This is a genomic window from Allobosea sp. UC22_33 (assembly GCF_042700715.1).
Taxonomy (GTDB): domain Bacteria; phylum Pseudomonadota; class Alphaproteobacteria; order Rhizobiales; family Beijerinckiaceae; genus Allobosea.
The window spans coordinates 420,325-445,589 of the sequence record NZ_CP170556.1; the positions used below are offsets into that span (position 1 = coordinate 420,325).

At 66.6% G+C, this 25,265-nt stretch carries 24 protein-coding genes, 2 pseudogenes and 1 riboswitch; of the genes and pseudogenes, 15 read left to right on the forward strand and 11 right to left on the reverse strand.

The genetic code is table 11. The features are described 5' to 3' along the window. The first annotated feature begins 90 nt into the window (after positions 1 to 90). Positions 91 to 1,320 (forward strand): ABC transporter substrate-binding protein, encoded by a 1,230-nt coding sequence (locus ACFJGT_RS01945; protein WP_377845315.1) that lies wholly within the window; start codon positions 91 to 93, stop codon positions 1,318 to 1,320. Positions 1,321 to 1,613: 293 nt separating this feature from the next. Here the strand turns inward: ACFJGT_RS01945 and ACFJGT_RS01950 are convergent. Further along, positions 1,614 to 1,990 (reverse strand): annotated as a pseudogene (locus tag ACFJGT_RS01950) (siderophore-interacting protein); the annotation flags it as partial. Positions 1,991 to 2,140: 150 nt separating this feature from the next. Between ACFJGT_RS01950 and ACFJGT_RS01955 the strand changes: the two are divergent. Continuing rightward, on the forward strand, positions 2,141 to 2,449 hold the full coding sequence (locus ACFJGT_RS01955; RefSeq protein ID WP_377845317.1) for a hypothetical protein: 309 nt from the start codon (positions 2,141 to 2,143) through the stop codon (positions 2,447 to 2,449). A 183-nt stretch (positions 2,450 to 2,632) separates the two neighbouring features. After that, positions 2,633 to 2,788, forward strand: coding sequence for a hypothetical protein (locus ACFJGT_RS01960; protein ID WP_377845319.1), 156 nt, complete (start codon positions 2,633 to 2,635; stop codon positions 2,786 to 2,788). Here ACFJGT_RS01960 and ACFJGT_RS01965 read toward each other — a convergent pair. Next, positions 2,753 to 3,724 carry a hydrogen peroxide-inducible genes activator gene (locus ACFJGT_RS01965; protein ID WP_377845321.1) on the reverse strand — a complete coding sequence of 324 codons (972 nt, stop codon included), beginning with the start codon at positions 3,722 to 3,724 and terminating at the stop codon, positions 2,753 to 2,755. The genes ACFJGT_RS01960 and ACFJGT_RS01965 overlap by 36 nt on opposite strands. 183 nt (positions 3,725 to 3,907) lie before the next feature. Between ACFJGT_RS01965 and katG the strand changes: the two genes are divergently transcribed. From katG to ACFJGT_RS01995, 6 genes are all read left to right on the forward strand, one after another. Beyond that, complete coding sequence (gene katG / locus ACFJGT_RS01970) at positions 3,908 to 6,082, forward strand: catalase/peroxidase HPI (RefSeq protein ID WP_377845324.1); 2,175 nt, start codon at positions 3,908 to 3,910, stop codon at positions 6,080 to 6,082. A 144-nt stretch (positions 6,083 to 6,226) separates the two neighbouring features. After that, positions 6,227 to 6,745, forward strand: a complete 519-nt coding sequence (locus tag ACFJGT_RS01975) for an RNA polymerase sigma factor (protein WP_377845326.1) — start codon at positions 6,227 to 6,229, stop codon at positions 6,743 to 6,745. Then, positions 6,746 to 7,531 (forward strand): anti-sigma factor family protein, encoded by a 786-nt coding sequence (locus ACFJGT_RS01980; RefSeq protein WP_377845328.1) that lies wholly within the window; start codon positions 6,746 to 6,748, stop codon positions 7,529 to 7,531. Between the two features lie 82 nt (positions 7,532 to 7,613). Next, positions 7,614 to 8,933, forward strand: coding sequence for a sulfite oxidase (locus ACFJGT_RS01985; RefSeq protein ID WP_377845331.1), 1,320 nt, complete (start codon positions 7,614 to 7,616; stop codon positions 8,931 to 8,933). A 26-nt stretch (positions 8,934 to 8,959) separates the two neighbouring features. Further along, positions 8,960 to 9,283, forward strand: a complete 324-nt coding sequence (locus tag ACFJGT_RS01990; RefSeq protein ID WP_377845333.1) for a hypothetical protein — start codon at positions 8,960 to 8,962, stop codon at positions 9,281 to 9,283. 11 nt (positions 9,284 to 9,294) lie between these two features. After that, on the forward strand, positions 9,295 to 9,684 hold the full coding sequence (locus tag ACFJGT_RS01995; protein ID WP_377845335.1) for a c-type cytochrome: 390 nt from the start codon (positions 9,295 to 9,297) through the stop codon (positions 9,682 to 9,684). A 22-nt stretch (positions 9,685 to 9,706) separates the two neighbouring features. Here the strand turns inward: ACFJGT_RS01995 and ACFJGT_RS02000 are convergent, their stop codons facing one another. The 8 genes from ACFJGT_RS02000 to ACFJGT_RS02035 all read right to left on the reverse strand — a co-directional run bounded on the left by ACFJGT_RS02000 (position 9,707) and on the right by ACFJGT_RS02035 (position 17,558). Next, on the reverse strand, positions 9,707 to 10,378 hold the full coding sequence (locus tag ACFJGT_RS02000; protein WP_377845337.1) for a 4-hydroxythreonine-4-phosphate dehydrogenase: 672 nt from the start codon (positions 10,376 to 10,378) through the stop codon (positions 9,707 to 9,709). A gap of 79 nt (positions 10,379 to 10,457) precedes the next feature. Next, positions 10,458 to 11,225, reverse strand: a complete 768-nt coding sequence (locus ACFJGT_RS02005) for an SDR family oxidoreductase (protein WP_377845339.1) — start codon at positions 11,223 to 11,225, stop codon at positions 10,458 to 10,460. Next, positions 11,222 to 12,214 carry an ABC transporter substrate-binding protein gene (locus ACFJGT_RS02010; RefSeq protein WP_377845341.1) on the reverse strand — a complete coding sequence of 331 codons (993 nt, stop codon included), beginning with the start codon at positions 12,212 to 12,214 and terminating at the stop codon, positions 11,222 to 11,224. The genes ACFJGT_RS02005 and ACFJGT_RS02010 overlap by 4 nt, the downstream gene beginning before the upstream one ends. A 6-nt stretch (positions 12,215 to 12,220) precedes the next feature. Then, a complete protein-coding gene (locus ACFJGT_RS02015) occupies positions 12,221 to 12,970 on the reverse strand; it encodes an ABC transporter permease (RefSeq protein ID WP_377845344.1) in 750 nt (249 codons plus the stop codon). Then, positions 12,967 to 13,758, reverse strand: coding sequence for an ABC transporter ATP-binding protein (locus tag ACFJGT_RS02020; RefSeq protein ID WP_377845346.1), 792 nt, complete (start codon positions 13,756 to 13,758; stop codon positions 12,967 to 12,969). The genes ACFJGT_RS02015 and ACFJGT_RS02020 overlap by 4 nt, the downstream gene beginning before the upstream one ends. Further along, positions 13,748 to 15,196 carry an acyl-CoA reductase gene (locus ACFJGT_RS02025; RefSeq protein ID WP_377845348.1) on the reverse strand — a complete coding sequence of 483 codons (1,449 nt, stop codon included), beginning with the start codon at positions 15,194 to 15,196 and terminating at the stop codon, positions 13,748 to 13,750. The genes ACFJGT_RS02020 and ACFJGT_RS02025 overlap by 11 nt, the downstream gene beginning before the upstream one ends. A 5-nt stretch (positions 15,197 to 15,201) precedes the next feature. Further along, the gene (locus tag ACFJGT_RS02030) at positions 15,202 to 16,278 is read right to left on the reverse strand and encodes a hypothetical protein (RefSeq protein WP_377845351.1); all 1,077 of its coding nucleotides are present in this window, start codon (positions 16,276 to 16,278) and stop codon (positions 15,202 to 15,204) included. A 90-nt stretch (positions 16,279 to 16,368) separates the two neighbouring features. Continuing rightward, positions 16,369 to 16,498: riboswitch (TPP riboswitch) on the reverse strand. A gap of 394 nt (positions 16,499 to 16,892) precedes the next feature. Continuing rightward, positions 16,893 to 17,558: a GntR family transcriptional regulator gene (locus ACFJGT_RS02035; protein WP_377845353.1), complete on the reverse strand. Its 666-nt coding sequence runs from the start codon at positions 17,556 to 17,558 to the stop codon at positions 16,893 to 16,895. Positions 17,559 to 17,758: 200 nt separating this feature from the next. Between ACFJGT_RS02035 and ACFJGT_RS02040 the strand changes: the two genes are divergently transcribed. From ACFJGT_RS02040 to ACFJGT_RS02060, 5 genes and pseudogenes are all read left to right on the forward strand, one after another. Then, a complete protein-coding gene (locus ACFJGT_RS02040) occupies positions 17,759 to 19,138 on the forward strand; it encodes an SLC13 family permease (RefSeq protein WP_377845355.1) in 1,380 nt (459 codons plus the stop codon). A 35-nt stretch (positions 19,139 to 19,173) separates the two neighbouring features. Continuing rightward, positions 19,174 to 20,559, forward strand: a complete 1,386-nt coding sequence (locus tag ACFJGT_RS02045) for a malonyl-CoA decarboxylase (protein ID WP_377845357.1) — start codon at positions 19,174 to 19,176, stop codon at positions 20,557 to 20,559. Positions 20,560 to 20,564: 5 nt separating this feature from the next. Further along, positions 20,565 to 22,079 (forward strand): malonyl-CoA synthase, encoded by a 1,515-nt coding sequence (locus ACFJGT_RS02050; RefSeq protein ID WP_377845359.1) that lies wholly within the window; start codon positions 20,565 to 20,567, stop codon positions 22,077 to 22,079. A gap of 17 nt (positions 22,080 to 22,096) precedes the next feature. Continuing rightward, a complete protein-coding gene (locus tag ACFJGT_RS02055; RefSeq protein WP_377848898.1) occupies positions 22,097 to 22,282 on the forward strand; it encodes an HAD family hydrolase in 186 nt (61 codons plus the stop codon). Between the two features lie 16 nt (positions 22,283 to 22,298). After that, positions 22,299 to 23,023: pseudogene (locus tag ACFJGT_RS02060) on the forward strand (DUF1028 domain-containing protein). Between the two features lie 243 nt (positions 23,024 to 23,266). On the opposite strand, the gene ACFJGT_RS02065 reads toward ACFJGT_RS02060, so the two are convergent. Next, positions 23,267 to 23,944 carry a GntR family transcriptional regulator gene (locus tag ACFJGT_RS02065; RefSeq protein WP_377845361.1) on the reverse strand — a complete coding sequence of 226 codons (678 nt, stop codon included), beginning with the start codon at positions 23,942 to 23,944 and terminating at the stop codon, positions 23,267 to 23,269. A 167-nt stretch (positions 23,945 to 24,111) separates the two neighbouring features. On the opposite strand from ACFJGT_RS02065, the gene ACFJGT_RS02070 reads away from it, so the two are divergent. After that, a complete protein-coding gene (locus ACFJGT_RS02070; protein ID WP_377845363.1) occupies positions 24,112 to 25,233 on the forward strand; it encodes a sugar ABC transporter substrate-binding protein in 1,122 nt (373 codons plus the stop codon). Positions 25,234 to 25,265 lie beyond the last annotated feature (32 nt).

Consider the following 25,265-nt stretch of genomic DNA (forward strand, 5'->3'; position numbering starts at 1 on the left):
GGCGACGGACGTTGAGTGCGGCGCGCGCCCGGCCGGAGAATGACCGCCGGGATCGAACGCGATCAACCAATAAAAATATCCGGAGGAACGATGAAGGGCTTCAACAACCGCACGCTCGGCTTGCTTGCCGCAACCGCGCTGACGGCCGTCTCGACGGCGGCCTCCGCGCAGGCGCCAGCCATCTCGGACGATGTGATCCGCATTGGCGTGATCGAGGACATGTCGGGCGTTTATGCCGACATCACCGGCATCGGTGCGGTGACCGCCGCCCAGATGGCGATCGACGAGGTCGGCGGCAAGGTGCTCGGAAAGTCGGTCGAGCTGGTCTATGCCGACCATCAGAACAAGCCCGACATCGCCGCCTCGATCGCGCGCAAATGGTTCGACGAGGGCAAGGTGGATGCGATCCTCGATGTCGCCTCCTCGTCGCCGGCGCTGGCGGTGATCGAGATCGCCAAGGACAAGGGCAAGATCATCACCCTGTCCTCGCCAGGCTCGACCCGCATAACCAACGAGAATTGCGGCCCCTATGTCGTGCACTGGGCCTATGACACCTACGCCATCGCGCAGAGCACGGGCCAGGCGCTGGCCAAGCAGGGCTTCGACACCTGGTATTTCGTCACCGCCGATTACGCCTTCGGCCATGGCCTGCAGGAGCAGGCGACCCGCATCGTCACCGAGAACAAGGGCAGGGTCCTGGGCAGCGTCAAGGTCCCGGTCGGGACCACCGATTTCGCCTCGCCGCTGCTGACCGCTCAATCCTCGCGCGCCAAGGTCGTCGCTCTCGCGAATGCCGGCAGCGATACCATCAACTCCATCAAGCAGGCGGCGCAGTTCGGGCTGACGCAGTCCGGCCAGAAGCTGGCGACGTTGGGCGGCTTCATCCATGATGTGCATGGCCTCGGCCTCCAGGAGGCCCAGGGGCTGACGATCACGGAAGCGTCCTATTGGGACACCAACGACGAGACGCGCGCCTGGTCGAAGAAGTTCTTCGACAAGGTCAAGTCGATGCCGAACATGCTGCAGACCGGCACCTACTCCTCTGTCGTGCATTACCTGAAGGCGGTCGAGGCGGCCAAGACCGACGAGACGGCGGCCGTGATGAAGGCGATGCGCGAGACGCCGGTCAACGACCTCTTCTACAAGAACGGCAAGATCCGGCCGGATGGCCGCATGGTCCACGACATGAACCTCTACGAGGTCAAGAAGCCTTCGGAGTCGAAGGCGCCATGGGACTACTACAAGCTGCTCGCGACAATTCCCGGCGAGCAGGCCTTCCAGCCGCTCGCAGCCTCGACCTGCTCATTGGTGAAGCGGTAGCCGCTCGCCCGTGACGCCTCCTGGGTGAGGCAAGTTGGTTAGCCAGGTCATGCTGCGATCTCAATCAGGCTAGTTGCGTTGCGGCTCCATTTGTCGGAGCTGGTTCGGGGCCGTGTGGCTGCATGATTGAGAAGGGCAACTTGGGGAGGGACCGGACCGCCTGCGCTCGCCCGGCCGTGCTGCGAAGACACGCGGTAGGAGCGGGCGCAGGTCTGCGTACCTCGATCTTCGCGGTCAGCGGGGGCTGCACGCGTTTGGCGCGATCGAGACGATAGCGTGAAGACCGGTCGGGTTCAGCGTTCCCAATACCACGCGACATACATGTTGCTTTTGCCGTGACGGCGTTCCTTCAGGACTGTGCGAATTGAACGCGCGTCCGCCTTCTCGCCAGCGATCCAAATGAAGGTTTCCGCATCGGCGGAGGTTATCGCCTTTTTTGCCTCTCGGGCCAGGATGCCCGTAGCGCCAGCAGTATAGCTGCTGCGATGCAGCCAGCGAACTTCAAGGCTTCCGGCCGAGGGTAGCGGCTGTTCCTCCGCCGCATCGAGAACCTCGATGATCGCCCCCATGCGGGTGCCTCCAGGCACCTCCGCCGCAATGCGCCGATCGCCGGAAGAGCGCTCTCGTCGCCGATCAGCAGGATCGACCGCGCCGAGGGCGCGCTCCCGGCTCACGGAGGACTACTTTTCAGGGGGCAGACCAACCTATCGAGACCGGCAGGCCTCCAGCCTTCGGGGCTTGATGAACGTAAGCCAACAACGCGGTTCATGAACTGTTTGTACGGTGACGCGTTTAATGCGGGCAGCATAAGGAGAAACAGATGCGCAAATTCCTCTCGCTTGCCGCCCTGGGCATCGGTCTGTCGCTGGCGGCGCCGGCGATGGCCTCGGAAGAGCTGCCGGCCTCGATGGCCCAAGGCCTGGACAAGCAGGCCGCGGAGTATACCTGGTCGGCAGCCGCCGAGCGGCGCCACATGATCATCCGCGAGACGATGCGGCAGCAGCGCCATGGGCGTGGCGGCGGTTACGGCTATGGCCCCCGTCCTGGCTACGGCCCGGGCTATGGCTACGGTCCGCGCCCTGGCTACGGCCCCCCGCCTGGCTATTATCGCCGTCATCGCGGCTGGTGAGCGCTCCTGAAAGCGCGTCGCCATCGATCAGCGGCCCGGTAACGGGCCGCTTTTCATATCGAAGACCTCATGACGGCGATGCGGCCCCGAGCCGGCAGCCCTTGTCGCGTTTACGATGAATTAAGCATTATGTTTCCGTAGCGTCACCTGCGCGCTAAGCCCGCTCCATCAACGATGGAGTGGATGATGATCGCCACGGGTTCGACGGCTGCCGGCGCCTCCACGGAAACAGGCGAGCGCAGCATGACGTTCATGCTCGCGTTGTTCCTGGGAGTGATACAGGTCGGCTGGCTCGGCCTCCTTCTATGGGTGATCTATCAGATCGCCCGCGCGATTTGATCCGCCTCGCAGACCCGTATCGGGAAGCCGCGCCGCGCCGCCTTGACGGCGCAGGATGTCGTGCTCCTGGCGGACGATTTCGCCGACCTGCACGAAATGCTCGGCCAGGGGATTCGTCTTGCGCCAGACCAGCCCGATGCTGCGCCGCGGCCGCGGTTCCGCCAGCCGGGCGATGCTGACCTCCACCGCCGACGTTTCCGCCGCGACCGCCATTTCGGGGATCAGCGTCACGCCCATGCCGGCGCCGACCATGCGCACCAGCGTCGCGAGCGAACTGCCCTCCATCGGATCCTGCGACAGGCCGGAAGCCATGTTGCAGAAGGCCAGCGCCTGATCGCGGAAGCAGTGGCCTTCCTCCAGCAGAAGCAGGCGCATCGCGCGCAGGCTTTCCACGCTCGGCGGCGGCTTGTGCCGGTCGGCCGGGGCGCGCACCAGAACGAACTCCTCGTCGAAGAGCGGTTGATCCTGCAGGGAAGATTCCGAAACGGGCAGGGCCATGACGGCGATGTCCAGCCCGCCGGTGATCAGGTCCTCCGTCAGCTTGCCGGTCACCGCCTCGCGCGGACGCAGGTCGACTGCCGGGAACCGCTCGGTCAGCCGGCGGATGACGGCCGGCAAGAGATAGGGAGCGACCGTCGGGATCATGCCGATGCGCAGCCGGCCACCGAGCGCGGGGCTCGAAGCCCGTGCCAGGTCCGCGAGTTCGTCGACCGAGCGCAGGATCTGCTGCGCCCGCCCGGCAAAGGCCTCGCCGAGGCCGGTCAGCCGGATCTGCCGGCGGTCGCGCTCGACCAGTTGAGCGCCGAGCAGTTCCTCCAGATCCTTGATCTGCAGCGACAGGGCAGGCTGGCTGATGGCGCAGGCATCCGCGGCGCGGCCGAAATGGCGATGCTGGGCGAGGGCCGCGAAGTAGCGCAGGTGCTTGATCGACATCATTTGAAAAAATTATCGTAATGATTTGAAAATTCAAGTTCTCATTATGATAGCTTTTCCCTAGAACCATTCGAATGGAACGGTGCGACGTCCGCCTCGGGTGGATGCGGGTGCGCCGTCTTCCGGCGCGAGGCGTCAGGCGCCTTCCGGGAAAACCCGATTTTGCAGGCTCCGAAGGGGGATATCATGGACGGCAGCGACGTGAACAAGGCTGGCAAGTGCCCGGTCATGCATGGCGGGATGACCCAGACCGGCGGTTCCGTCACCAGTTGGTGGCCGAACGCCCTCAACCTCGACATCCTCCACCAGCAGGACAGCAAGACCAATCCGCTCGGCAAGGGCTTCAACTACCGCGAGGAGCTGAAGAAGCTCGATGTCGCGGCGCTGAAGAACGATCTGCGCGCGCTGATGACCGAGAGCCAGGACTGGTGGCCGGCCGACTGGGGCAGCTATGTCGGCACCATGGCCCGCATGACCTGGCATGCCGCCGGCACCTACCGCATCTCCGACGGCCGCGGCGGCGCGGGCACCGGCAACCAGCGCTTCGCCCCGCTGAACTCCTGGCCGGACAATGCCAACACCGACAAGCCGCGTCGCCTGCTCTGGCCGATCAAGAAGAAATACGGCAACCGCGTCAGCTGGGCCGACCTGATCGCGCTCGCCGGCACGATCGCCTATGAGGTCGCCGGCCTGAAGACCTTTGGCTTCGCCTTCGGTCGCGAGGATATCTGGCACCCCGAGAAGGACATCTACTGGGGCGAGGAGAAGGAGTGGCTGGCGCCGAGCGACAATCGCTATGGCGACGTCACGGACGCCAAGACGCTGGCAAACCCGCTGGCCGCCGTCCAGATGGGCCTGATCTACGTCAATCCGGAAGGCGTGAACGGCAAGCCCGATCCGCTCAAGACCGCCGCGATGATGCGCGAGACTTTCGCGCGCATGGCGATGAACGACGAAGAAACCGTCGCTCTGACCGCCGGCGGTCACACCATCGGCAAGAGCCACGGCAATGGCGACGCGGCCAATCTCAGCCCGGCGCCGGAAGCCGGCTCGCTCGAGGACCAGGGCCTCGGCTGGATGAACCGAAAGGGCCGCGGCATAGGCCGCGACCAGGTCGTCAGCGGCATCGAGGGCGCCTGGACCACCCATCCGACGCGCTGGGACAACGGCTTCTTCGAGATGCTGCTCGGCCATGACTGGGAACTGCGCAAGTCGCCGGCCGGTGCCTGGCAGTACGAGCCGGTCTCGATCGCCGACGCGGACAAGCCCGTGGACGTGGAGGACGCCTCGATCCGCCACAACCCGATGATGACCGATGCCGACATGGCCCTGAAGGTCGATCCGGCCTACCGGGCGATCTCGGAGCGCTTCCTCAACGATTTCGAGGCGTTCTCGGATGCCTTCGCCCGCGCCTGGTTCAAGCTGACCCATCGCGATCTCGGCCCGAAGTCGCGCTATTTCGGCCCGGACGTTCCGGTGGAAGAGCTGATCTGGCAGGACCCGGTCCCGGCCGGCCGCGTCGGCTATGACGTTGCCGCCGTCAAGGCGAAGATCGCCGCCAGCGGCCTCTCGATTGCCGATCTGGTCTCGACCGCCTGGGACAGCGCCCGCACCTTCCGCGGGTCGGACAAGCGCGGCGGCAGCAACGGCGCCCGCATCCGCCTCGCCCCCCAGAAGGACTGGGCCGGCAACGAGCCGGCGCGCCTCGCCAAGGTTCTCGCTGTCCTGGAGCCGATCGCGGCCGCGACCGGCGCGAGCGTCGCCGACGTCATCGTGCTCGCCGGCAATGTCGGCGTCGAGACGGCGGCCAAGGCCGCGGGCTTCGACGTGACCGTGCCCTTCGCGCCGGGCCGTGGCGATGCCACCGACGCGCAGACCGATGCGGAGTCCTTCGCGGTGCTGGAGCCGCTCTCCGACGGTTTCCGCAACTGGCAGAAGGAAGCCTATGTCGTCACCGGCGAGGAGATGTTGCTCGACCGCGCCCAGCTCCTCGGCCTGACGGCGGCTGAGATGACGGTGCTGCTCGGCGGCATGCGCGTGCTGGGCACCAACCATGGCGGCACCAAGCATGGCGTGTTCACCGACCGGGTCGGTGCGCTGACCAGCGACTTCTTCGTCAACCTCACCGACATGCACTACAGCTGGGTGCCGACCGCTGGTGGGCTCTACGAGATCCGCGACCGCAAGACCGGCGCGGTGAAGTGGACCGCGACCCGCGTCGACCTCGTCTTCGGTTCGAACTCGGTGCTGCGCGCCTATGCCGAGGTCTATGCCCAGGACGACAACGCCCGGAAATTCGTCGACGACTTCGTCGCGGCCTGGGCCAAGGTGATGAACGCCGATCGCGCCGATCTGGCCTGATCGGCATTCCACCATAGCTGGCTATCACAAGCCCCGCCGGCTCAGCCGGCGGGGCTTTTCTGTCAGGTCGGTTCGGGCTGCGAGGCTTGGAGCCTTCCTGCGGCTGCGATAGACAGGACGCATCCGCTGCGGAGGGCTTCGTCCTTGCGTATCATCGTCGAGCATGCGCTGCGCCAGAACTGGGAGCGCCTGTTCTCCTATGCGCTGCGCCTGAGCGGCAATCGCGACGGCGCGGCCGACCTCCTGCAATCCTGCGCGACCAAGGCGCTTGCCGCTTCACCGCCGGAAGACGCGGAACGTATCCGCGCCTGGCTCTTCGCGATCCTGCGCAACATCTGGATCGACGAGCACCGCCGCGGTGCGGTCAACGCTGCCGCTGCCGAGGAGGCGCTGGAAGATGAGCAATGGCGCCGCGACGACCGGATGATCGCGGTCATCACTGTCAGGCAGGCGCTGGAGCGTCTCGATCAGCCCTATCGCGAGATCGTCGAACTGGTCGATCTTGCCGGCTTCCGCTATGGCGAGGCGGCGGATATCCTGGGTGTGCCCGTGGGAACCGTGATGAGCCGCCTCAGCCGGGCGCGGCTTTTGCTTCTAAATGCGATCGAGGGCGGGAGCGTCCGCCCCTTCGCCGCGCGGCAGCGCAAACGAGCCAGCGATTAAGTGACCGACCGCGATCTCCTCTCCTGGGCCACGCTCAACGCCTATGTCGACGGCGAGCTGGAGCCCGACCAAGCTGCGAAGGTCGCGGCGGCGCTCGCCGATGATCGCGAGGCCGCCGCGCAGGTCGCGACGCTGACGAAGCTGCGCGCGACGGTCAAAGCCGCGTCGCCCTTGCCGGAGGCACCGCCCTTCGTGCTGCCGCAAGCCCGGCCGCGCGTGGCGCGCCGGCTGCCCTGGGCTGCCGCCGCCTGCATCGCCCTGCTCATCGGCGCGGCCTCGCTCGGTATCGGCCAGAGGCAAGCGCCGGATTCATCACTCTCCGCTGCGATTGCCGCGCATCAAAGCTGGCTCGCCCAATCTCCGGCCGGCACGCCACCGCGCCTTGGCGTCGAACTCGCCGGAGCGGAAGCCGGCGCCCTGCCGGACCTGACGCTCGCCTCGCTGCGCCTCGTGCATCTTTCGCTCGATCCCGCGGGGCGCGGTGGCGGTGGCATGCTGGCCGGCTATGTCGGTCCGAATGGCTGCCGCGTGGGCTTGTGGATCGCGCCGGTCGAGGCGGCACTGCCGCCGCAGCCGGCGGTTCGGGATCGCGATGGCCTCCTGGTTCGTGCATGGCGAGGGGAGCGCGCAAGCTATGCCTTGCTCGGGCGCGGGATCGATTCCGCCCGTCTCGATGGCATCGCCGCTCTCGTTGCCCGGATCACGCGCGACGAGCCCGGGGTCCCGCGCGAGCAGGTCGCGGCGCTGGCCGAGGCGCGCAGCGTCGGCCCCGCCTGCATCGGCTGAGAAAAAGATTCTCTCAGGTTGGAATAAATCGAAGAGCTGATGCGTCGTCTCCAGTGAGGAATATGTCCTCGGGAGAAACGCCATGCTCAACGAAGCAGACCTGCGCGATGGCGCAGCCGCTACCGATGCCGCGCCTGCCGAAGGCGCCACCGATACCCCCCGCACATCGCGACGTCTTCTGCTCGGCGGCAGCCTCGCCGCGCTCGGCCTCGCTGCCGGCGGCCTGCCGCGCCTGTCCCCGATCGCGCCGGCTGCCGCCCAGGGCGCTGCGCCGGCCGCCGCCCCGCCCAAGGGGCCGCAGCCCTTCGACTATCCCGGCAAGGACAAGGGTCTGACCCTGCTCGGCGACCGCCCCCTCGTCGCCGAGACGCCCGAGAGCCTGCTCGATGACGACACCACGCCGATCTCCAAGTTCTTTGTCCGCAACAACGGCCAGATCCCAGAGCCGATCAAGGATGTCGATGGCTGGCAGCTCAAGATCGAGGGCGAGGTCGAGAAGCCTCTGACCCTCACGGTCAAGGAGCTGAAATCCCGCTTCAAGCCGCAGACCTTCCGCATGGTGCTGGAATGCGGCGGCAACGGTCGCTCCTTCTATTCGCCGGCGGCGCGCGGCAACCAATGGACCAATGGCGGCGCCGGCTGCGCCGAATGGACCGGTGTGCGCCTCGCCGACGTGCTGAAGGCGGCGGGCCTCAAGTCCTCCGCCAAGTTCACCGGCCATTACGGCGCCGATCCGCACCTCTCCGGCGACACCACCAAGGACGCGATCTCGCGCGGCATGCCGATCGAGAAGGCGCTGGAGCCGCATTGCCTGATCGTCTGGGCGATGAATGGCGAGCCGCTGCCGCATATCCATGGCGGCCCGCTGCGCCTCGTCGTGCCGGGCTGGCCGGCCTCGCTCTCGTCGAAATGGCTGAACCGCATCCTGGTTCGGGCGACGCCGCATGATGGGCAGGGCATGGGTGGCACCTCCTATCGCGTGCCGACGGTTCCGATCGTTCCGGGCTCGAATGCCGACGGCAAGACCAATTTCACCGACCTGACCTCGATGCCGGTGCGTTCGATCATCAGCAAGCCGGCGAACGGCACGCGCTTGCCGGCGGCGACGCGCGAGGTGGCCTTGCGTGGCGCCGCCTGGGCCGGTGACCATGAGGTCGCGAAGGTCGAGGTCTCGTTCGATGCCGGCCAGCGTTGGCACGCGATGACGCTCGCCAAGCCGAAGAACCGCTATGACTGGGTACGCTGGACCGGAAAGGTGAAGCTGCCGAGCGACGGCTATTTCGAGCTCTGGGCCCGCGCGACCGATTCCCGCGGCGTCGCCCAGCCGCATGTCGCGACCAACTGGAACCCGCAGGGCTATGGCTCGAACCCGTTCCAGCGCATCGCGGTCTTGGTGGGCTGACGATGGTGCTCGTGCAAACGCTTCGGATGGCCGCTCTCGCGGCCATCCTCCTCGCTCCCTCCGCCGGCTTCGCCCAGGAGGAGACCGCCGAGACGCTGCCGGATTTCCCCGGCCGCGAGGAGACCTTCGGCTACTGCATCGCCTGTCATTCGATGAAGGTCGTCGGCCGGCAGGGCATGGACCGCGCCCGCTGGGACGAGACGCTCAACTGGATGACAGAGAAGCACAGCATGCCCGAGCCCGATCCGGAGATGCGTAAGACGCTGCTCGACTATCTCGCCCAGGCCTTCCCGCCGAAGGCGCCGGCCCAGGGCGGCGGCTGGGTCAGCCCCTTCGCTCCGAAGCCATAGGAACCTCCGTGATGAAATTCGCAATCCTCGCCGGCGCCGCCCTGCTGGCGGCCGCGATCCAGCCCGCTCGCGCCCAGGATGCGGCGGCCGGCGAGAAGGTCTATGCCCAGTGCCGCGCCTGCCATCAGGTCGGCGAGGCCGCCAAGAATCTGGTCGGTCCCGTCCTCAACGGCGTCATCGGCCACAAGGCTGGAGCACGCGAAGGCTACAGCTACAGCGCGGCGATGAAGGATTCCGGGCTCACCTGGAACGAGGCGACCTTCGCCGAGTACATCCAGAACCCGCGCGCCAAGGTGCCGGGCACCAAGATGATCTATGCCGGCCTCAAGGACGAAAAGCGCATCGCCGATCTCATGGCCTATCTCAAGCAGTTCGACGCCGCCGGCAAGAAGGCGGAGTGACGACGGTCCGGCTGCCGCCTGCTCAGAGACAGGCGGCGATGGCATCGAGCTGTGCCCGCAAGGTCGGGCCGGAGGCGGGAAAACGGCCTTCCAGAGCCGCCGTGCCGATGGTGAAGCCGGCGGCTCGGCAGCGATGGATCGCTGCGATCTGCTCGGGACGCTCGATCGAGCCGGCGACCAGGACAGGCTTGTCCGTCGCAGCGCAGACCGCTGCGATGAGCGCTTCCACATCCGTCTTCGAGCGGTAGGCCAGCAGATCGAGCCCATCGACGCCGTCCCGCTCGGCGATGGCACGGGCGCTGCCGGCGATCTCGGCGATGGAGCCATCCAGGATGCTCGGGTGCCCTGAAACGCGCCCGGCAAAGGGATAGTAGCGGATGCCGGTGCCGCGCAGGAGCGGCAGCACGTCCTCGGCATGGATCCCGCCGAGCAGGTTGTCGACACCGAGATCGATGGCCGCTCTCACCGAGGCGATTTCGCTGGCACGATCGAGCGAGACGACTTCGAGATAGCTCGCTGCACCGCCGGCCTTGATCAGGCGGTGGACGGTCCGGAGTTCGGCGAAGGGCAGGCCGATATCCTTGAAGCCGATATGGCGGATACCGGCTTCGAGTACTGTCGCGACATGGTCGATCGCCTCCGGCACCGTCCGGTCATGGCGCGTGAGCATGAAGATGAAGTCGAGCCCGGCCATGGCGTTCTCCGCGAGGGATGCTGTTCCTGGATGCCACAAGTTCCGGCCAAAGAGGAGGCTGAGCCTTCCAGGCCGCCGCTCAGGCCATCACCAGCCCACCATCGACATGCAGGATCTGGCCCGTGACGAAGCGGCTCCACTCGCTGGCGAGGAAGAGCACCGGGCCGGCGACATCTTCGGGCGTCGCGATGCGGCGCAGCGGCGTCTGCGCGATCAGCATCTCCCGCATCTCCTCGGGCGTGTCCGCGCTCGCCTGGGTCGGATAGACCAGCCCTGGCGCGACGCAGTTCACGCGGATACCGAGCGGGCCGAGCTCGGCCGCGAGATTGCGGCTGAAGCCCACGAGAGCGGCCTTGGCGGTGGTGTAGTCGTGATAGGGGATGCTCGGCCGCGTCACCAGATCGCTGGCGAGATTGACGATTGCCCCGCCGCTGCGGCGCTGGAGCAGCGGCAGCATCGCCCGGCTGACCGTATAGGCCGCCTTCACCGCGCCCTCGAACTGCTGCTCGTAGGCCGCCCAGGGCGTCTCCCAGAAACGGGCGCGGTTGTCCGGATCGAAGTGATAGGGCGCGAAGGCGTTGTTGACGACCACGTCGAGCCGGCCGACTTCTTCCGCGATGCGCGTTGCCATCGCGGCGACTGCCTCAGGCGAGGTGACATCGGCGGCGATCGCCAGCGCCTCGCCGCCGAGCGCGCGGCACTCGGCCGCGACCGCCTCGGCCGCAGCCTCATTCGTCCGATAGTTGACGATGACGATCCCGCCTTCGGCCGCGAAGGCCTTCGCGATCGCAGCCCCGATGCCGCGGCTCGCGCCGGTGACGAGGATGGCCCGGTCGCGGAACGTCACGGCGCGCCGTCCTTCGACGGGATCAGGTCGCTCTTCACGATTGCCTTCATGTCGATCTGGCGGGCAATCAGCCCGAGGCTGCGGAAGGTATCGGCGCCCTTCTGCAAGGCATCGAGGTCGAAGCGACCGAGGCCTTCTCGCGCTGTCGTCTGCGAGACGCTGGACGCATTGCGCAGCTTGATGATCTCGAGATTGACCGCCTCGTCGCGGCCGTTGATGGCGCGGGTGACGGCGATACGCGCGGCTTCTTGGTCTCTAGCGATCATCCAGGCGGCGGAATCGCGATAGGCGGCGAGGAAGCGCTTCAGCAGCGGCTTGTTCTGCTCGTAATAGCTTTCCTTCACGACGAAGATGTCGCTCGGCAGGTTGAGCTGGTCGCGGACCTCGATCACGTTGGCCTCGCCCAGCCCCTTGGCGCGGGCGACGAGCAGGCCGGTATCGGTCGCGGCGGTGGCGTCGACCTGTCCCTGCATCAGCGGCGCGAAATTGAGCAGGCCGGTCGGCTGGATGGTGACGTCTTTTTCGCCAAGCCCGACCTGATGCAGCAGCACCAGCAGGTTCTGGTAGGTGCCGCTGGCGAGGCTGTAGACACCGATGCGCTTGCCCTTGAGATCGGCGGCCGTGCGGATGTCGCTGCTCTTCAGCGCGACCACGTTGAAGACGTTCTGCGGGTAGATGTTGTAGATCGCGACGAGCTTCTCGCCCTTGTCGAGCGCGAGATAGAGCGCGGCCGGATCGGTGAAGGCCACGTCAGCCTGCCCCGCGAGCATGTTCTGCAAGGCAGCGCCGCCGCCATTGCCGGGCACATAATCGAGCGCGATGCCCTTGGCCTTGAAGAAGCCCTTGTCCGGCTCGGCCAGGAGATTGGTGATCTCGCTGATCGGCTGGCTCCAGCCGGCGACGGTGACCTTGTCGAGCGTCTGCGCCGCGGCAGGCGCCGCGACGAAGCAGGAGAGGGCGAGCATAAGGAGGGCGCGCAATGCGGACATAGGTGTCTAGCCTTTCGAGAAGCGATGCAGGACGCGGCGCTCGATCAGGCGCACGGCCTCGTAGAGCAGCATTCCAAGGGCGGTGATGACGATGAACAGGGCGAAGATCAGGCTTGAATCCATCACGCTCTGCGCGGCGATGATCGAGGCGCCGAGCCCGATCCGCCCGCCGATGAACTCGCCGACGACGGCGCCGACCAGCGCCAGCACGACCGCGACGCGCAGGCCCGCCATGATGACGGGCAGCGCCGATGGCAGCTTGAGGCGCAACAGGGTCTTGAGGCGGCCGGCGCCGAGCATGCGGAAGAGCTCGCGGCGGGACGCATCGACCTCGCTGATCCCGGTCAGCGTGTTCTCCATCAGCGGGAAGAAGCAGATCAACGCGGTTATGACGACCGTCGGCGTCATGCCGAAACCGAACCAGATGATGAAGAGCGGTCCGAGCGCGAGCTTGGGCACGAGCTGGCTCGCCAGAACATAGGGCCGCAGCAGGCGGCTGAGCGCCGGGAATTCCGCCAGCAGGATGCCGGTGCCGAGCCCGACGACGGCGCCGATGCCGAGGCCCAGCGCCATTTCGGCGGCGGTCATCGCCAGGTGCGGCCAGAGCCTGCCGGTCGCGATCTCGCTCCACAGCGTGATCAGCACGGCCGAGGGCGGCGGCAGGACCAGCGGCGACAAGCCGCCGAGCCGGCACCAGGCTTCCCAGCCGGCGAGCAGCGCGACGAGCAGCAGCAGCGAGGGCAGGCGGGCGATCATGCCACCGGCCTCCGGCGGGCCGTGGCCGCATCATCCATGGCGTCGCGCAAGGCGCGGCAGGCGGCGATGAAACCGGGCGCATAGCGCATGTCGCGGTGGCGCGGGCGGACGAGTTCGATCCGGCGCACATGCGTCACGCGGCCGGCCGCCATCACCGCGACTTTGTCGGCGAGATAGACGGCCTCGCCGATATCATGGGTGACGAAGAGCGCGGTGGTGCCGCGGAGCGCGCAGAGCCGCAGCAGATCGTCCTGCAACTCCTCGCGCGTCAGCGCGTCGAGCGCGGCGAAAGGCTCGTCGAGCAGCAGCAAGTCTGGATTACCAACCAGCGCGCGGGCGACGGCGACGCGGCTCTGCTGCCCGCCGGAAAGCTCGGCGGGCCGGCGCATCGCAAAATCCGCGAGTCCGACCCGCTCCAGCAGGTCGAGCGCGGCATCCTTGTCGGCGATGGTGGGGCGGCGCTTCAGCGAGACCGGCAGCAGGACGTTGTCGAGCGCGCTCAGCCAGTCGAGCAGGGTCGGCGCCTGGAAGACGAAGCCGGCGCGCGGGCTCGGGCCGGTCAGCGCTTCGCCGCCGATGCGGATTGCGCCTTCGCTCGGCATCAGCAGCCCGGCGGCGAGCTTGAGCAAGGTGGTCTTGCCGCAGCCGCTGCGGCCGAGCAGGCAATGGATCTCGCCTCGCGGGATCGTCCAGTCGACGGCCTCAACGACCGCCGGGCCGGCCGCATTGTAGCGGTAATTGGCGCGTTCGATCGCGACGAAACCGGTTTTGGCGGAATCAGTCGACATAGGGCGCGAACCCTTCTGCCGCGGCTTCGGCCGATTGCTCGATCTCGGTGAAGCTGACGAGGTCGAGCAGGCTGAAGCGCCCGTCATGATGCCAACCGGCTTCCGGCGCGGTCATGCGGCCGAGCGGGGCGATGCGGCTGACGCCGACCGCGCCAAGCTGCTCCGCAAGCCGGAACAGCCGCTCGGGGGATGCGGCGATGCCGGCCGTCTGCAGGAAGCTGCGATAGGGCGCGACGAGGGCAGGGACCGCGTCGAGGTTTTCGACCGCGACGAGCTTGAGCGTGCGGTTGAGCCCCGTCGGGCTGAGGGCTTCCGGCGTCTCGACATGGACGACGCTCCAGGGATCGGCGGGCTCGCCGATAAGCTCCGCGGCGCCGTCCATCGCGCGGGTTTCCTGCGTACCGCGCCATGATGCGATCGAAGCCGCCTCGCCCGACGAAAGCGCGCGCCGCGGATGGCGCGAGGCGAAGGCGGCGAGTTCCTGCGCGACGTAGCGGGAGAACTCCGAAGGACTGACCTTTCCGCCGTTTTCGACGAAGAGCATCTGCGGCGAGTAGCAGCCCTGCTGCTCGTAGCGGACAACGTCATGGGCGGCGAGCCGGGCCAGCGCCGGGGCCTTTCGGCTGTCGAGCGCTTCACGCGCGACGACGCCGAAGCCGATCTTGTGGCCATGCGGCAGGAATCGCGTGGTGATCGGCAGCTTGGCGCGCAGGGCCGTCAGCGTAGCGTTGCTGCCATAGGCCATCACCGTGTCGGCCTCGCGCAGGAAGACCGGCTCCGCCACCGCTTCGCCACCCTTCCACCAGGTGACGGCGAGGCATTCGCCGATCTCGGGATCGATCTCGGTGAGCAGGCTCGCGAACCATCCGGCCGTCAGCGGCTCGGCCGATGCGAGCTTGCCGATGCTGCCGGCCTTGACCAGCAAGCCGCAGATCAGGCTCCAGAGCGAGAGCGCGGGGACATTGCCGGCCCAGATATGCAGCAGAAGCTCAGGGCCATGGGCGCGCAGATAGCCGCCCTTGGGCGTCGGCTGGAAACCGTCGAGCAGGCCGGGATTGGCAAAATCCTCGGCCAGGAAGCGCAAGAGCTGCGGCTTGCGGAAGGTCTTGAGATAGCCGGTCAGGCCGAGGCGGACGGTCTCGCGGTCATAGCCGGTGACGATCGGCAGGAGATGCTCGGCCTTGCGTCGCAGCGGGTGCTGGCGGTCGAGCAGGCGCGCGATGGCGCCGTCGATCGCGGCGACGATGCGCGCGGTCTCCATCCGCTTCAGCCGGGCGCGGGCATTGTCGCGCACATGCGCTGAGAGCGCTGCCGCCTGCGCCTCGTCCAGCTCCGGCAGGGCGATTACGGCGTTCTCGCCCCAGGCGCTATGGCCGACCTCGCGCCAGCGCAGCGCTTCGCGGTTCAGGCCCGGGAGATGGCCCGCATGCTCGATCACGGCAGTCAGCCCCGGGCCGCTGCGAGGAATTCGGCGACCGCGACCGAGCAACCCTTCGAGGCCTCGCCATCGACGCGGCCGAGCAGCTTGAAACCACCCGGCACGATCTCCCCGGCATCCTCGGTCAGGATCGCCGCGACGCAGTTGAAATGGGCGAGGTCGTGATGGACGATCACCCCGCGCTGGCCTTCTGGCCGGTCGACGCCGGTCAGCGGATCGACCACCCGGCTGCGGATCCAGTGCGGCCCGGATTTGACGGAGGGGCAGACCGCATTGCCTTCGTCATAGAGCTGCGAGCTCAGCTCGGTCATCCCGTACATGTTGATGCAGGCCGAACGCGGCACGCCGAAGGCGGCGCTGAGCCCGTCATAGAACTCGTCGGGTCCCAGCTCGCGCGACTGCCCCTTGAAGCCGCCAGTGTCGAGGATGCGGCTGCCTTCCGGCAGGGCGAAGCACCGGCCGCTGGCGGCGAGGGCATCCAGCACGGGCACGAAGGAATAGCTCGCGCCGAGCAGGGCATAGGGCTCGCCGCTCTTTTCCGCCTGCTCCAGAGCCGACAGAAGGCCGTCCAGGTCGAGGCCGTCCGCGTCAATGAAGGTCTGGGAATCAGGTGTGCCGCACTCCTGCTTGGCGAGCGAGAGGTAGGTGGCGAGCGAGGAGTTCGGCAGTTCCGTCACGTCCGGGAAGAGGATGCCCATGCGGATGCGCTTGGTGTCGCGCATGAAGCGCGCGCGGAAATTGACCAGCATCGAGCGTTTCCAGACGTCGAGCGTCGGGTGATAGCTGCGGCCGCGGATGCCTTGCGTCGTGCCGCTGGTCATGAACACGCGTTCCGCCTGCTCGGGCGGGCTGCAGCTCAGCGTCAGGTCCTTGAAGGCAGTGATCGGTACGGCCGGGATATCGCGCCAGCGCTTCACCGAGAGAGGCGTGCGGCCGCGCTGCAGGCAGAAGCGCTTATAGGGCTCGTTGTTGCGGAACTGATAGGCGAAGACCTTGAGCGCCATCGCCTCGAATTCGGCTTCCGACGCGTCCGGAAGCGCGATGAACGCCGATAGCGCCGCGATGATCTCGGCCTGCGTCACTTAAGCCCACTCCGTTCGGACGCGCACGGCCAAGCCGGGAGCGTCGATCGCTGGAAGGATCACGAGCGCAAGCTGGAATCAGGGCCTGTGACGGCCGCATGTCCCGCATCCCTACGCCGGTATGATCCGGATCAGGTTCGGAGGGTCACCGCGTTGCTCGGGCTCGAAAGCCCAGCCGGCGGAATCTCAGCCTCCTAGCGAGGCCCCCCTGGGAACGGATGCAGATGACGAGCAATCGACTGAGCTGTCAAGCGATCACGCGGTTGCATGCGGGGGCGTGGTTGGATGCACTTTGAGACCTCCATCTGGTGCTTGGACGAGACCGCTCCAACGAGCGCGACGAACGCGGCCACAACAAAGGCCAGCGATTTGGGGCGTCGCCAGCTGTGCCGCGGAAGCGCCTCAGTGGCGCCATGCAATCACCGTCGCGAGTAACGGCCGCGCAGGAATACTGGGAGGCCCACCTATTCTCCGGCTCCTCCTCGACGGAACGATCGAGACGCTCCTGGGTGGGCACCTGCCGCGCTTCCTGTTTAAGCGCTTCAGGAAGCGGAGATAGGCTCGGGCGCACCGATCATGACCGTGCCGCCGAACACGTCGCTTTCATCGCCCCGTCAGAGCGTTCGATTATCCTGGCGCAGAGCAGCGATCAGATCGTGGAAGCGATCGCCCTGGATCACCACGTGATCACGCATCGCCTTCGCCGCTGCCTCGCCGTCACCTGACCGGATGGCCGCCAGCACGTCATCGTGTTCGGCTAGTGAGCGCGCCATCCGATTGCGCACGCGCAGCTGCATGCGCCGGTAGGGCTGCAGCACCGCGTGCAGCCGGGACGCCTCCTGTTCGAGGAAGGCGTTGTGCGTCGCATGGTAGATGCAGTGGTGGAAATCAGAATTGCGCACGTAATACGCGTCGACATCGCCGGCCTCCGCCAGCGCACGGCAGGCCCCATGAACCGCCTCGAACTCCGTCAACTCGGCATCGGTGATACGGCGGGCTGCGAGACGCGCACAGGCCGCCTCGATCTCGGCCATGACCTCGAAGCGCTCGGCCAGCTCCTCCGCCTTCCATTCTGAGACGAAGGTGCCACGCTTGGGGAAGACCCGGACCAGGCCGGATGCCTCGAGCTGCTGAAGAGCCTCGCGGATCGGTGTTCGCGAGCAGTCGAACTCGCGCGCCAGCAGCTCCGGATCGAGCCTTGCGCCGGGGGGAAAGCGTCCTTCGACGATTGCGTTCTCCAAAGCCCCGCGGATCCGCATCGTGGTTGGAACTGGCTTCACCTTGGCAATCTCCGGCAGCGACGGGCGCCGCAATATAACACGCGGGCAAGGCGAACCCGTGATGGAGAGCGATATATACATCATGACATTTGTAGGATATAAGAACGATAACGACGCATACAAACTGATGCAGGGCACGCTTGCTCCACATCCGTGGACGCAAGGCGCCGACAAAAAAATAAAGCCCCGGAGGACACCCGATGACGCCGCAACTCATCTCGATTTACGCCCTCGTGGCGATGTTCGTTGTCGCGACACTCTGGCCCATCAACATGGGCGTGCTCGCATTCATCGGTGCCTTTCTGGTCGGCACATTGCTGGCGGGCCAGAAATCGGCCGAGATCATCGCCGGCTTTCCCGGCGGCCTTTTCCTCACTCTGGTCGGTATCACCTGGCTGTTCGCCCTGGCCCAGAACAACGGCACGATCGATTGGCTGGTGCGTTTGGCTGTTCGTGCGGTGAGAGGGCGGATCGCGGCGATCCCGTGGATCATGTTCGGGATTTCGGCGCTGCTCACCTCGGTCGGCGCCGTCAGCCCCGGCGCGGTCGCGATCATCGCCCCCATCGCCCTCGGCTTCGCCTTCAAATACCAGATCTCGCCGCTGCTGATGGGTCTGATGATCGTTCACGGCGCCCAGGCCGGCGGGTTCTCGCCGATCTCGATCTATGGCGGCATCACCAACGGCATCGTCGCCAAGGCCGGCCTGCCGCTGAGCCCCATGACGACATTCGCGGCGAGCTTCCTCGTCAACGCGACCGTCGCGCTGCTGCTGTTCATGGCGCTGGGCGGCCGCAAGCTGTTGAAGGCGGCGCCGGGCGCGCCGGCCGTCGTCAACGTGCCGCACAGCGAAATCGCCAGGGCTGCCACCGGTCCGCAGATCTTCGGCGACAGCGAGGCCCAGGCGCTGAGCCAGCAGATCGCCCGCGAGGGCGGTGGCGAGGCCAACCGGCTCACCGCGGACGCCCCGCTCCCCGATGCCGACGGCGGCCTCTACCAGGTCGTGACGCTCGCAGGCCTGATCCTGCTTGCGGTTCTCGTGCTCGCGTTCAAGCTGGACATCGGCTTCACCTCGCTGACCATCGGCCTGGTTCTGGCGCTCTGGGCACCGAACACCCAGAAAAGGGCCATGTCGCAGGTCGCCTGGCCCGAGATCATGCTGATCACCGGCGTCAGCACCTATGTCACCGTGCTCGAGCAGATGGGCACGATCAGTCTGGTCGGCCACAGCGTCGCCGGCATGACCTCGCCGCTGCTCGCCGCGCTGCTCCTCCTCTTCATCGGCGCCGTCGTCTCCGCCTTCGCCTCCTCGACGGCGGTGCTGGGCTCCCTGATCCCGCTCGCCGTTCCCTTCCTCCAGGGTGGAAGCGGCGTCAGCGCGATCGGCTTCATTGCCGCGATGGGCGTCGCGTCCACCATTGTCGACGTCAGTCCGTTCTCGACCAACGGCGCGCTCGTGCTCGCCAATGCCCGCGGCACGGACCGCGACGCCTTCTTCAGGCAGCTGCTCGGCTATGGCGCGCTCGTCACCGTGGTCGCGCCCGTCATCCTCTGGCTCCTCTTCATCGTGGTGCCGCGATGAACCCCTCTGTCCCAGCCCCGGCACAGGAGCGCCCCATGACCAAGTCCGCCTGGACTGGCCGCCACCACCCCGCCGCCCTGCTCGGTGACCTGCTGGATACGCTGACCGAGCACGGCCGCAACCTGCTGCGCCGTCGCGAGACCTCCGCACCGGTCGCCGCCCCCGACCTCGCGAGCCTCGGCGAACTGCTCCTCTCCCGCCGCGGCGAAGCGTCCGGCGTCGCGCTCGCGAGCTCGCTCGTCGCCGCATTCGATGCGGCGGAGCCGGAGGAGCGCCGCGCCTTCCTCGTCATGCTCGCCTCCCGGTTCGGACCAAGCCCGGCGGCCGTCGCCACCGCGATGCAGGCGGTGCAGCGCGGCGCCCCCAATGCGATGGAAGGACTCCACGCCGCCGCCGAACCGCGCCGCCAGGAGCTGCTTCGGCGGGTGAACCTGGCTCCGGGCGGAACTGCAGCGCTGGTCCGCATGCGCGAAGAACTGCTGAAGCATCTCGGCGCCCATCCGGAATTGAAAGCGGTCGATTCCGACTTCGCCCATCTGTTCGGCTCCTGGTTCAACCGTGGCTTCCTGGGCATGCGGCACATCGATTGGTCGACCTCGGCCAATATCCTCGAGAAGATCATCCGCTACGAGGCAGTGCACGCGATCAAGAACTGGGACGATCTGCGCAACCGGCTGCAGCCGGATGACCGGCGCTGCTACGGATTCTTCCACCCGCAATTGCCCGACGAGCCGCTGATCTTCGTCGAGGTCGCCCTCACCGAGGCGATACCGGACAATGTTGCCGAGCTCCTCGACCTCGATCGGCAACCGATCGAGGCGGCGCAGGCAACGACCGCGGTGTTCTATTCGATCTCGAACACCCAGCGCGGGCTCGCGGGCGTCTCCTTCGGCAATTTCCTCATCAAACAGGTGGTCGAAGACCTGAAGGCCGAGTTGCCGAATATCAAGACGTTCGTCACCCTGTCGCCGACGCCGGGCTTCGCCGCCTGGCTGAAGCGTGAGCGGGAGGCCGGCACGTCTGCCGTTCTCGACGAGGAGCGGCGCGCAGCCCTGGCGGTCATCGACGAGACCGGCTGGCACCAGGACCAAGTCAAGGCAGAAGCCGCGCGCGGCGCGCTCATCCCGCTCGCAGCGCATTACTTCCTAAACGCCAAGGACAAGGCGGGCAAACCGGTCGATCCGGTCGCCCGGTTCCACCTCGGCAACGGCGCCCGGCTCGAGCGGCTGAATTTCCTTGGCGACGTGTCGGCGAACGGGCTGCGCCAGGCCCATGGCCTCATGGTCAACTACCTCTACGCACCCGACCAGATCGAAACGAACCATGAGGCGCTGGCTGAACGCGGCGTCGTGGCTGTCTCCGCCGCGGTGCGGCAGGCGCTGCCCTCTCATCCCTCCGCAACCTCTTCTCCCGCGCGGTGATCGCCATGAACGCCAATCTCTTCGCCCGACTGTCAGCCAGCATTGCATCGCCTGACGCCACCGCCATCGAGACGATCACGGGCGAGCACATCAGCTACGCCGATCTCGTCGCCCGCACGGGCAGGATGGCCAACGCTCTCGCCGGTCTCGGTGTGAAACCGGGCGATCGGGTCGCTGCCCAGGTCGAAAAATCCGTCGAGGCCATCGTCCTCTATCTCGGCACCTTGCGCGCCGGCGGCGTTTTCCTGCCGTTGAACACCGGCTACACCCCGGCCGAGATCGACTACTTCATCGGCGATGCCGAGCCCGCGCTCCTCGTCTGCGATCCGGCGAGGCGCGAGGCGCTTCAGGCTACAGCCGACAAGGCAGGCGCAGCCATGGCGACCCTCGACGTTCGTGGCGGGGGAACGCTGATGGAGGCAGCGGCCGCAGCGGCGGAGGTGTTCGCGACGGTCAACCGCGAGGCGGACGACCTTGCTGCCCTCCTCTATACCTCCGGCACCACCGGCCGCTCGAAAGGCGCCATGCTGACTCATGGCAATCTCGTCTCGAATGCCCTCGCGCTGCGCGATACCTGGCACTATTCCGACCGGGATGTGTTGATCCACGCCCTGCCGATCTTCCACACCCACGGCCTGTTCGTCGCCACCAATGTGACGCTGTTCTCCGGCGCCTCGATGATCTTCCTGCCGAAGTTCGACGCGGACCTCGTCCTGAAGCTGATGAAGCGCGCGACGGTGCTGATGGGCGTGCCGACCTTCTACGTCCGTCTCCTGGAACACGGGACGCTGAGCCCCGGGACGACCCGCAACATGCGGCTCTTCGTCTCCGGCTCCGCTCCGCTCCTGGCCGAGACGCATCGCGAATGGCTGGCCCGGACCGGCCACGCCATCCTCGAGCGCTACGGCATGACCGAGACCAACATGAACACCTCCAACCCCTATGACGGCGAGCGGGTGGCCGGCGCCGTCGGCATGCCTCTGCCCGGCGTCGAACTGATCATCACATCCCCCGAGACCGGCCAGCACCTGCCGCAGGGCGAGATCGGCATGATCGAGGTGCGCGGGCCCAATGTCTTCAAAGGCTACTGGCGCATGCCGGAGAAGACGGCCGCCGAATTGCGGCATGACGGCTTCTTCATCACGGGCGACCTCGGCAAGGTCGACGAGCGCGGCTATGTGCACATCGTTGGCCGTGGCAAGGACCTGATCATCACCGGCGGCTACAACGTCTACCCCAAGGAGATCGAGACGGAGATCGACGCGCTTCCCGGCGTGCTGGAGTCGGCCGTGGTCGGCATCCCCCACCGCGATTTCGGCGAAGGCGTGATCGCCGTCATCGTCACGACCGGGAAGGTCTCCCTCTCCCAGGAGGACGTGCTGAAGAGCCTCGAAACGCGGCTGGCCAGGTTCAAGCTGCCGAAGCGCGTCGTTTTTGTCGACGATCTGCCGCGCAACACCATGGGCAAAGTGCAGAAGAACCTGCTGCGCGAGACCTATGGCGATCTGCTTGGCGCCTGATCGGTTTACCATGGCATATTGTCGGTCATGGCGACCATGAGACCAGCAAGCCTGCCCTCGATCCCTATCCGCGGGCGTCAAAGCGGCTGGGAATTGCGCCGAAGCATTGCTTCGCCTTGGAGGACAGCCACAATGGCGTCCGTTCGGCCGCAACGGCAGGGATGATGACGATCATGCCGCCTTGCAGCCTCGTCTCAGGTTAAGCGGAAGGCGGCTCGGATGACATGGTCGATCGTCGCACGGGACAGGCGCACCGGCGAATTCGCCGTCCTGTGCGTCTCGCGGGCGCTCGCGGTCGGAGCAGTCGTCCCCTATGGCGCGGGCCGGGGTGGCGCGCTGGCGACGCAGGCCCTCGCCAACCCCTATATGGCGTCGACGGCTTGCGTCTCCTCCAGGAGGGCTGCTCCGCGCCCGAGATCGTCGCGCTCCTGACCGCTGCGGACGAAGGCCGCGCGCATCGCCAGCTCCATCTCGTCGACCGCGAGGGACGGACGGCCTCCCATACCGGCCCGGCCTGCCTCGACTGGAGCGGCGCGGTCGCCGCGCCCGATGTCTCCGTTGCCGGCAACATGCTGGCCGGACCCGCCGTTGTCGCGGCGACGTTGGCGGCCTATCTCGACGCAGCCGATCGCGATTTCGACGAGCGTCTCCTCGTCGCGATGGACGCAGGCGAGCGGGCCGGCGGCGACCGGCGCGGGCGCCAGTCCTGCGCGCTCCGCATTTGGTCCGATGCACCGTTCCCGCGCTTCGACCTCCGCGTCGACGATCATCCCGAGCCGCTGACGGAGCTGCGCCGGCTCTGGCGCCTGGCCCATGAAGGATATGTTCCGTTCCAGCGGCTTCTGCCCTCGCGGGCCGATCCGGTCGGATGCCTGGATCGGGCGGCTGCCTATCGCCTCTGTGCCGAGTATGCCGAGGACTGGAAGGCGCGGCATCCCGAGTAGGTGCCATCGCGCTCGTACTCTGCATCCTGCCCGAAAGCAGACTTAGCGCTGCCGCTCGGCTCGAAACCCCAAGATCCTTAAAATTAAACGCCTTCATGCCTCCGCTGTTCGCAAAGCCGATGTCGGAGCACTGCAGGAAAAGCGCGAGCGCGCGGCCGCCAACTCAGTTGGCCAAAACTCTCCGCAGTCGCGATATTTCCACGTCTGCCCGGTTGCCGGCCCAAATAACGGCCTAAGTCGACTTCATTTGCTTAGAAAGCGCCCCAGCGCCTTCGCCGCTTCAGAAATGTCGTCCCGCAGCGCTTGCCCAGCAGCCACGGGGTCACCGTGTAGCAGCGCTGTATGGATCGCCTTGTGATCGCGATTGGCGCTCGTCCAGTTGTCGGTTTCCTTGAGCAGATTGATGTAGGGGCCGATCTGGAGCCAGAGCGATTCGATGATCGCCATCAGCGCCGGCGAACCCGCGGCCTTGTAGATCGTGAAGTGGAAATCGCGATTGGCGGGGACATAGCGGGCCCGGTCCTTCACCGCCTTGGCGGCCTCCATGATGGCGATCAACTCGTCGAGATGTCGCAGATCCGCAGGCGTGATCGCGGCCGCGGCCCATTCGGTCGCCATGCCCTCGATCTCGCACCGGACCCGCCTGAGGTCCTCCAGCCTTGCGGCACTCAGCGTCGGGATGCCGACGGAGCGGCCAGCCACCACCGTTAAAGCCTTTTCGGCGACGAGCCGATGCATCGCCTCGCGCACCGGCATGGCGCTGACGCCGAAGGCCTCGGACAGGCTGCTGACAGTCACGGTGCGGCCCGGCTCGATGTCGCCGTTCAGGATCATCTCGCGGATACGGCCGTAGACGTTCTCCTGAATGGTCGCGCGGGAGATCGGCGAATAGGGCAACTCCTGAGGGCGCGCGAGGCTCATCGTCTTGAAATCCAAGGTGTTCGTCTGCCGGGACCATAGCGGGGACGGGATCGAACTCAAATCGTCATTGCCTTGATATCTGATTTATGATCTTTGATCAAAACAATGAGGCGTCGCCAGAGATGCCCTTCGGATCGAACAGAGCAGCGTCTGGGAGGACGTCCATCATGAAGAAGAAGCATCTCATCGCGGCAGCCGCCGCGCTGGCCTTGTCGGCGACAGCAGGGGTCGCAACGGCCCAGCCTCCCGCCAAGCACAAGATTTTCCTGTCGATGAGCTTCATCGGCAATGACTGGCAGGGCGAAGCCGCCAACATGATCAAGGCGATGGCCGCGTCCAAGACGATGGCCGACAAGGTCGACCTGCAGGTGCAGGTCGCCGGCCCCAATGCCCAGCGCCAGATCCAGCAGATCAACGCGATGGTCCAGGCCGGCGCCAAGGCGATCGTCGTCTTCCCGATCTCGCCGACCGCCCTCAACTCCGCCATCAAGAACGCCTGCGAGAAAGGTGTGACCGTCATCGCCTATGACGGTGAGATCACCGAACCCTGCGCCTACAACGTCGCGATCGACCAGGAGGAGGCCGGCCGCGTCACAGCTGAATGGCTGGTCAAGAAGCTGAACGGCAAGGGCAACATCGTCTCCATCACCGGTGTGCCGGGCACCTCGGTCGATACGCTGCGCACCAAGGCGGCCAAGGAGGTCTTCGCCAAACACCCCGACATCAAGATCGTCAACGAGGCGGTCGGCATGTGGAGCCAGGCCGTCGCCCGCACCGAGCTTTCCAAGATCCTGGCCACCCGCAAATGGGACCAGATCGATGGTCTTTGGATGCAGGTCGGCTGCTACACCGCCAATACAATGCAAATCGAGGCCGGCATCGCGGAAGACAAGCTGAAGCCCTGCGCCGGCGAAGGCTCCAATGGCGGGCGCGTGCAGATGCTGCCGACCGGGACCGAGGTCGAGGGCGCCAACGGCACCTACAAGCCGATGGCTGCGCCGCGCATCTCCTACGCATCCCCGCCTTATTCCGGCGCTCTGGCACTGAAGCTCGCCGTCGCCAAGCTGGAAGGCAAGGAGGTGGCGAAGAAGACGGTGCTGCCGCTGCCGGTCGTCACCAACGAGACGATCAAGCTCTGCCAGGAAGGAAGCTGGGAGGAGATGAAGGCAGGCTGCAACGCCTTCAAGCCGTCGATCGTGACCAATCCGGGCTGGTTCGCCTCGATCTTCTCGAACGAGACTCCCGAGATCGGCCTGAACGCCGCGCTCGTCGGGCAGCCCGAGAACTGATCGCCGCGCCGGGCGGCCACTGCGCCGCCTGC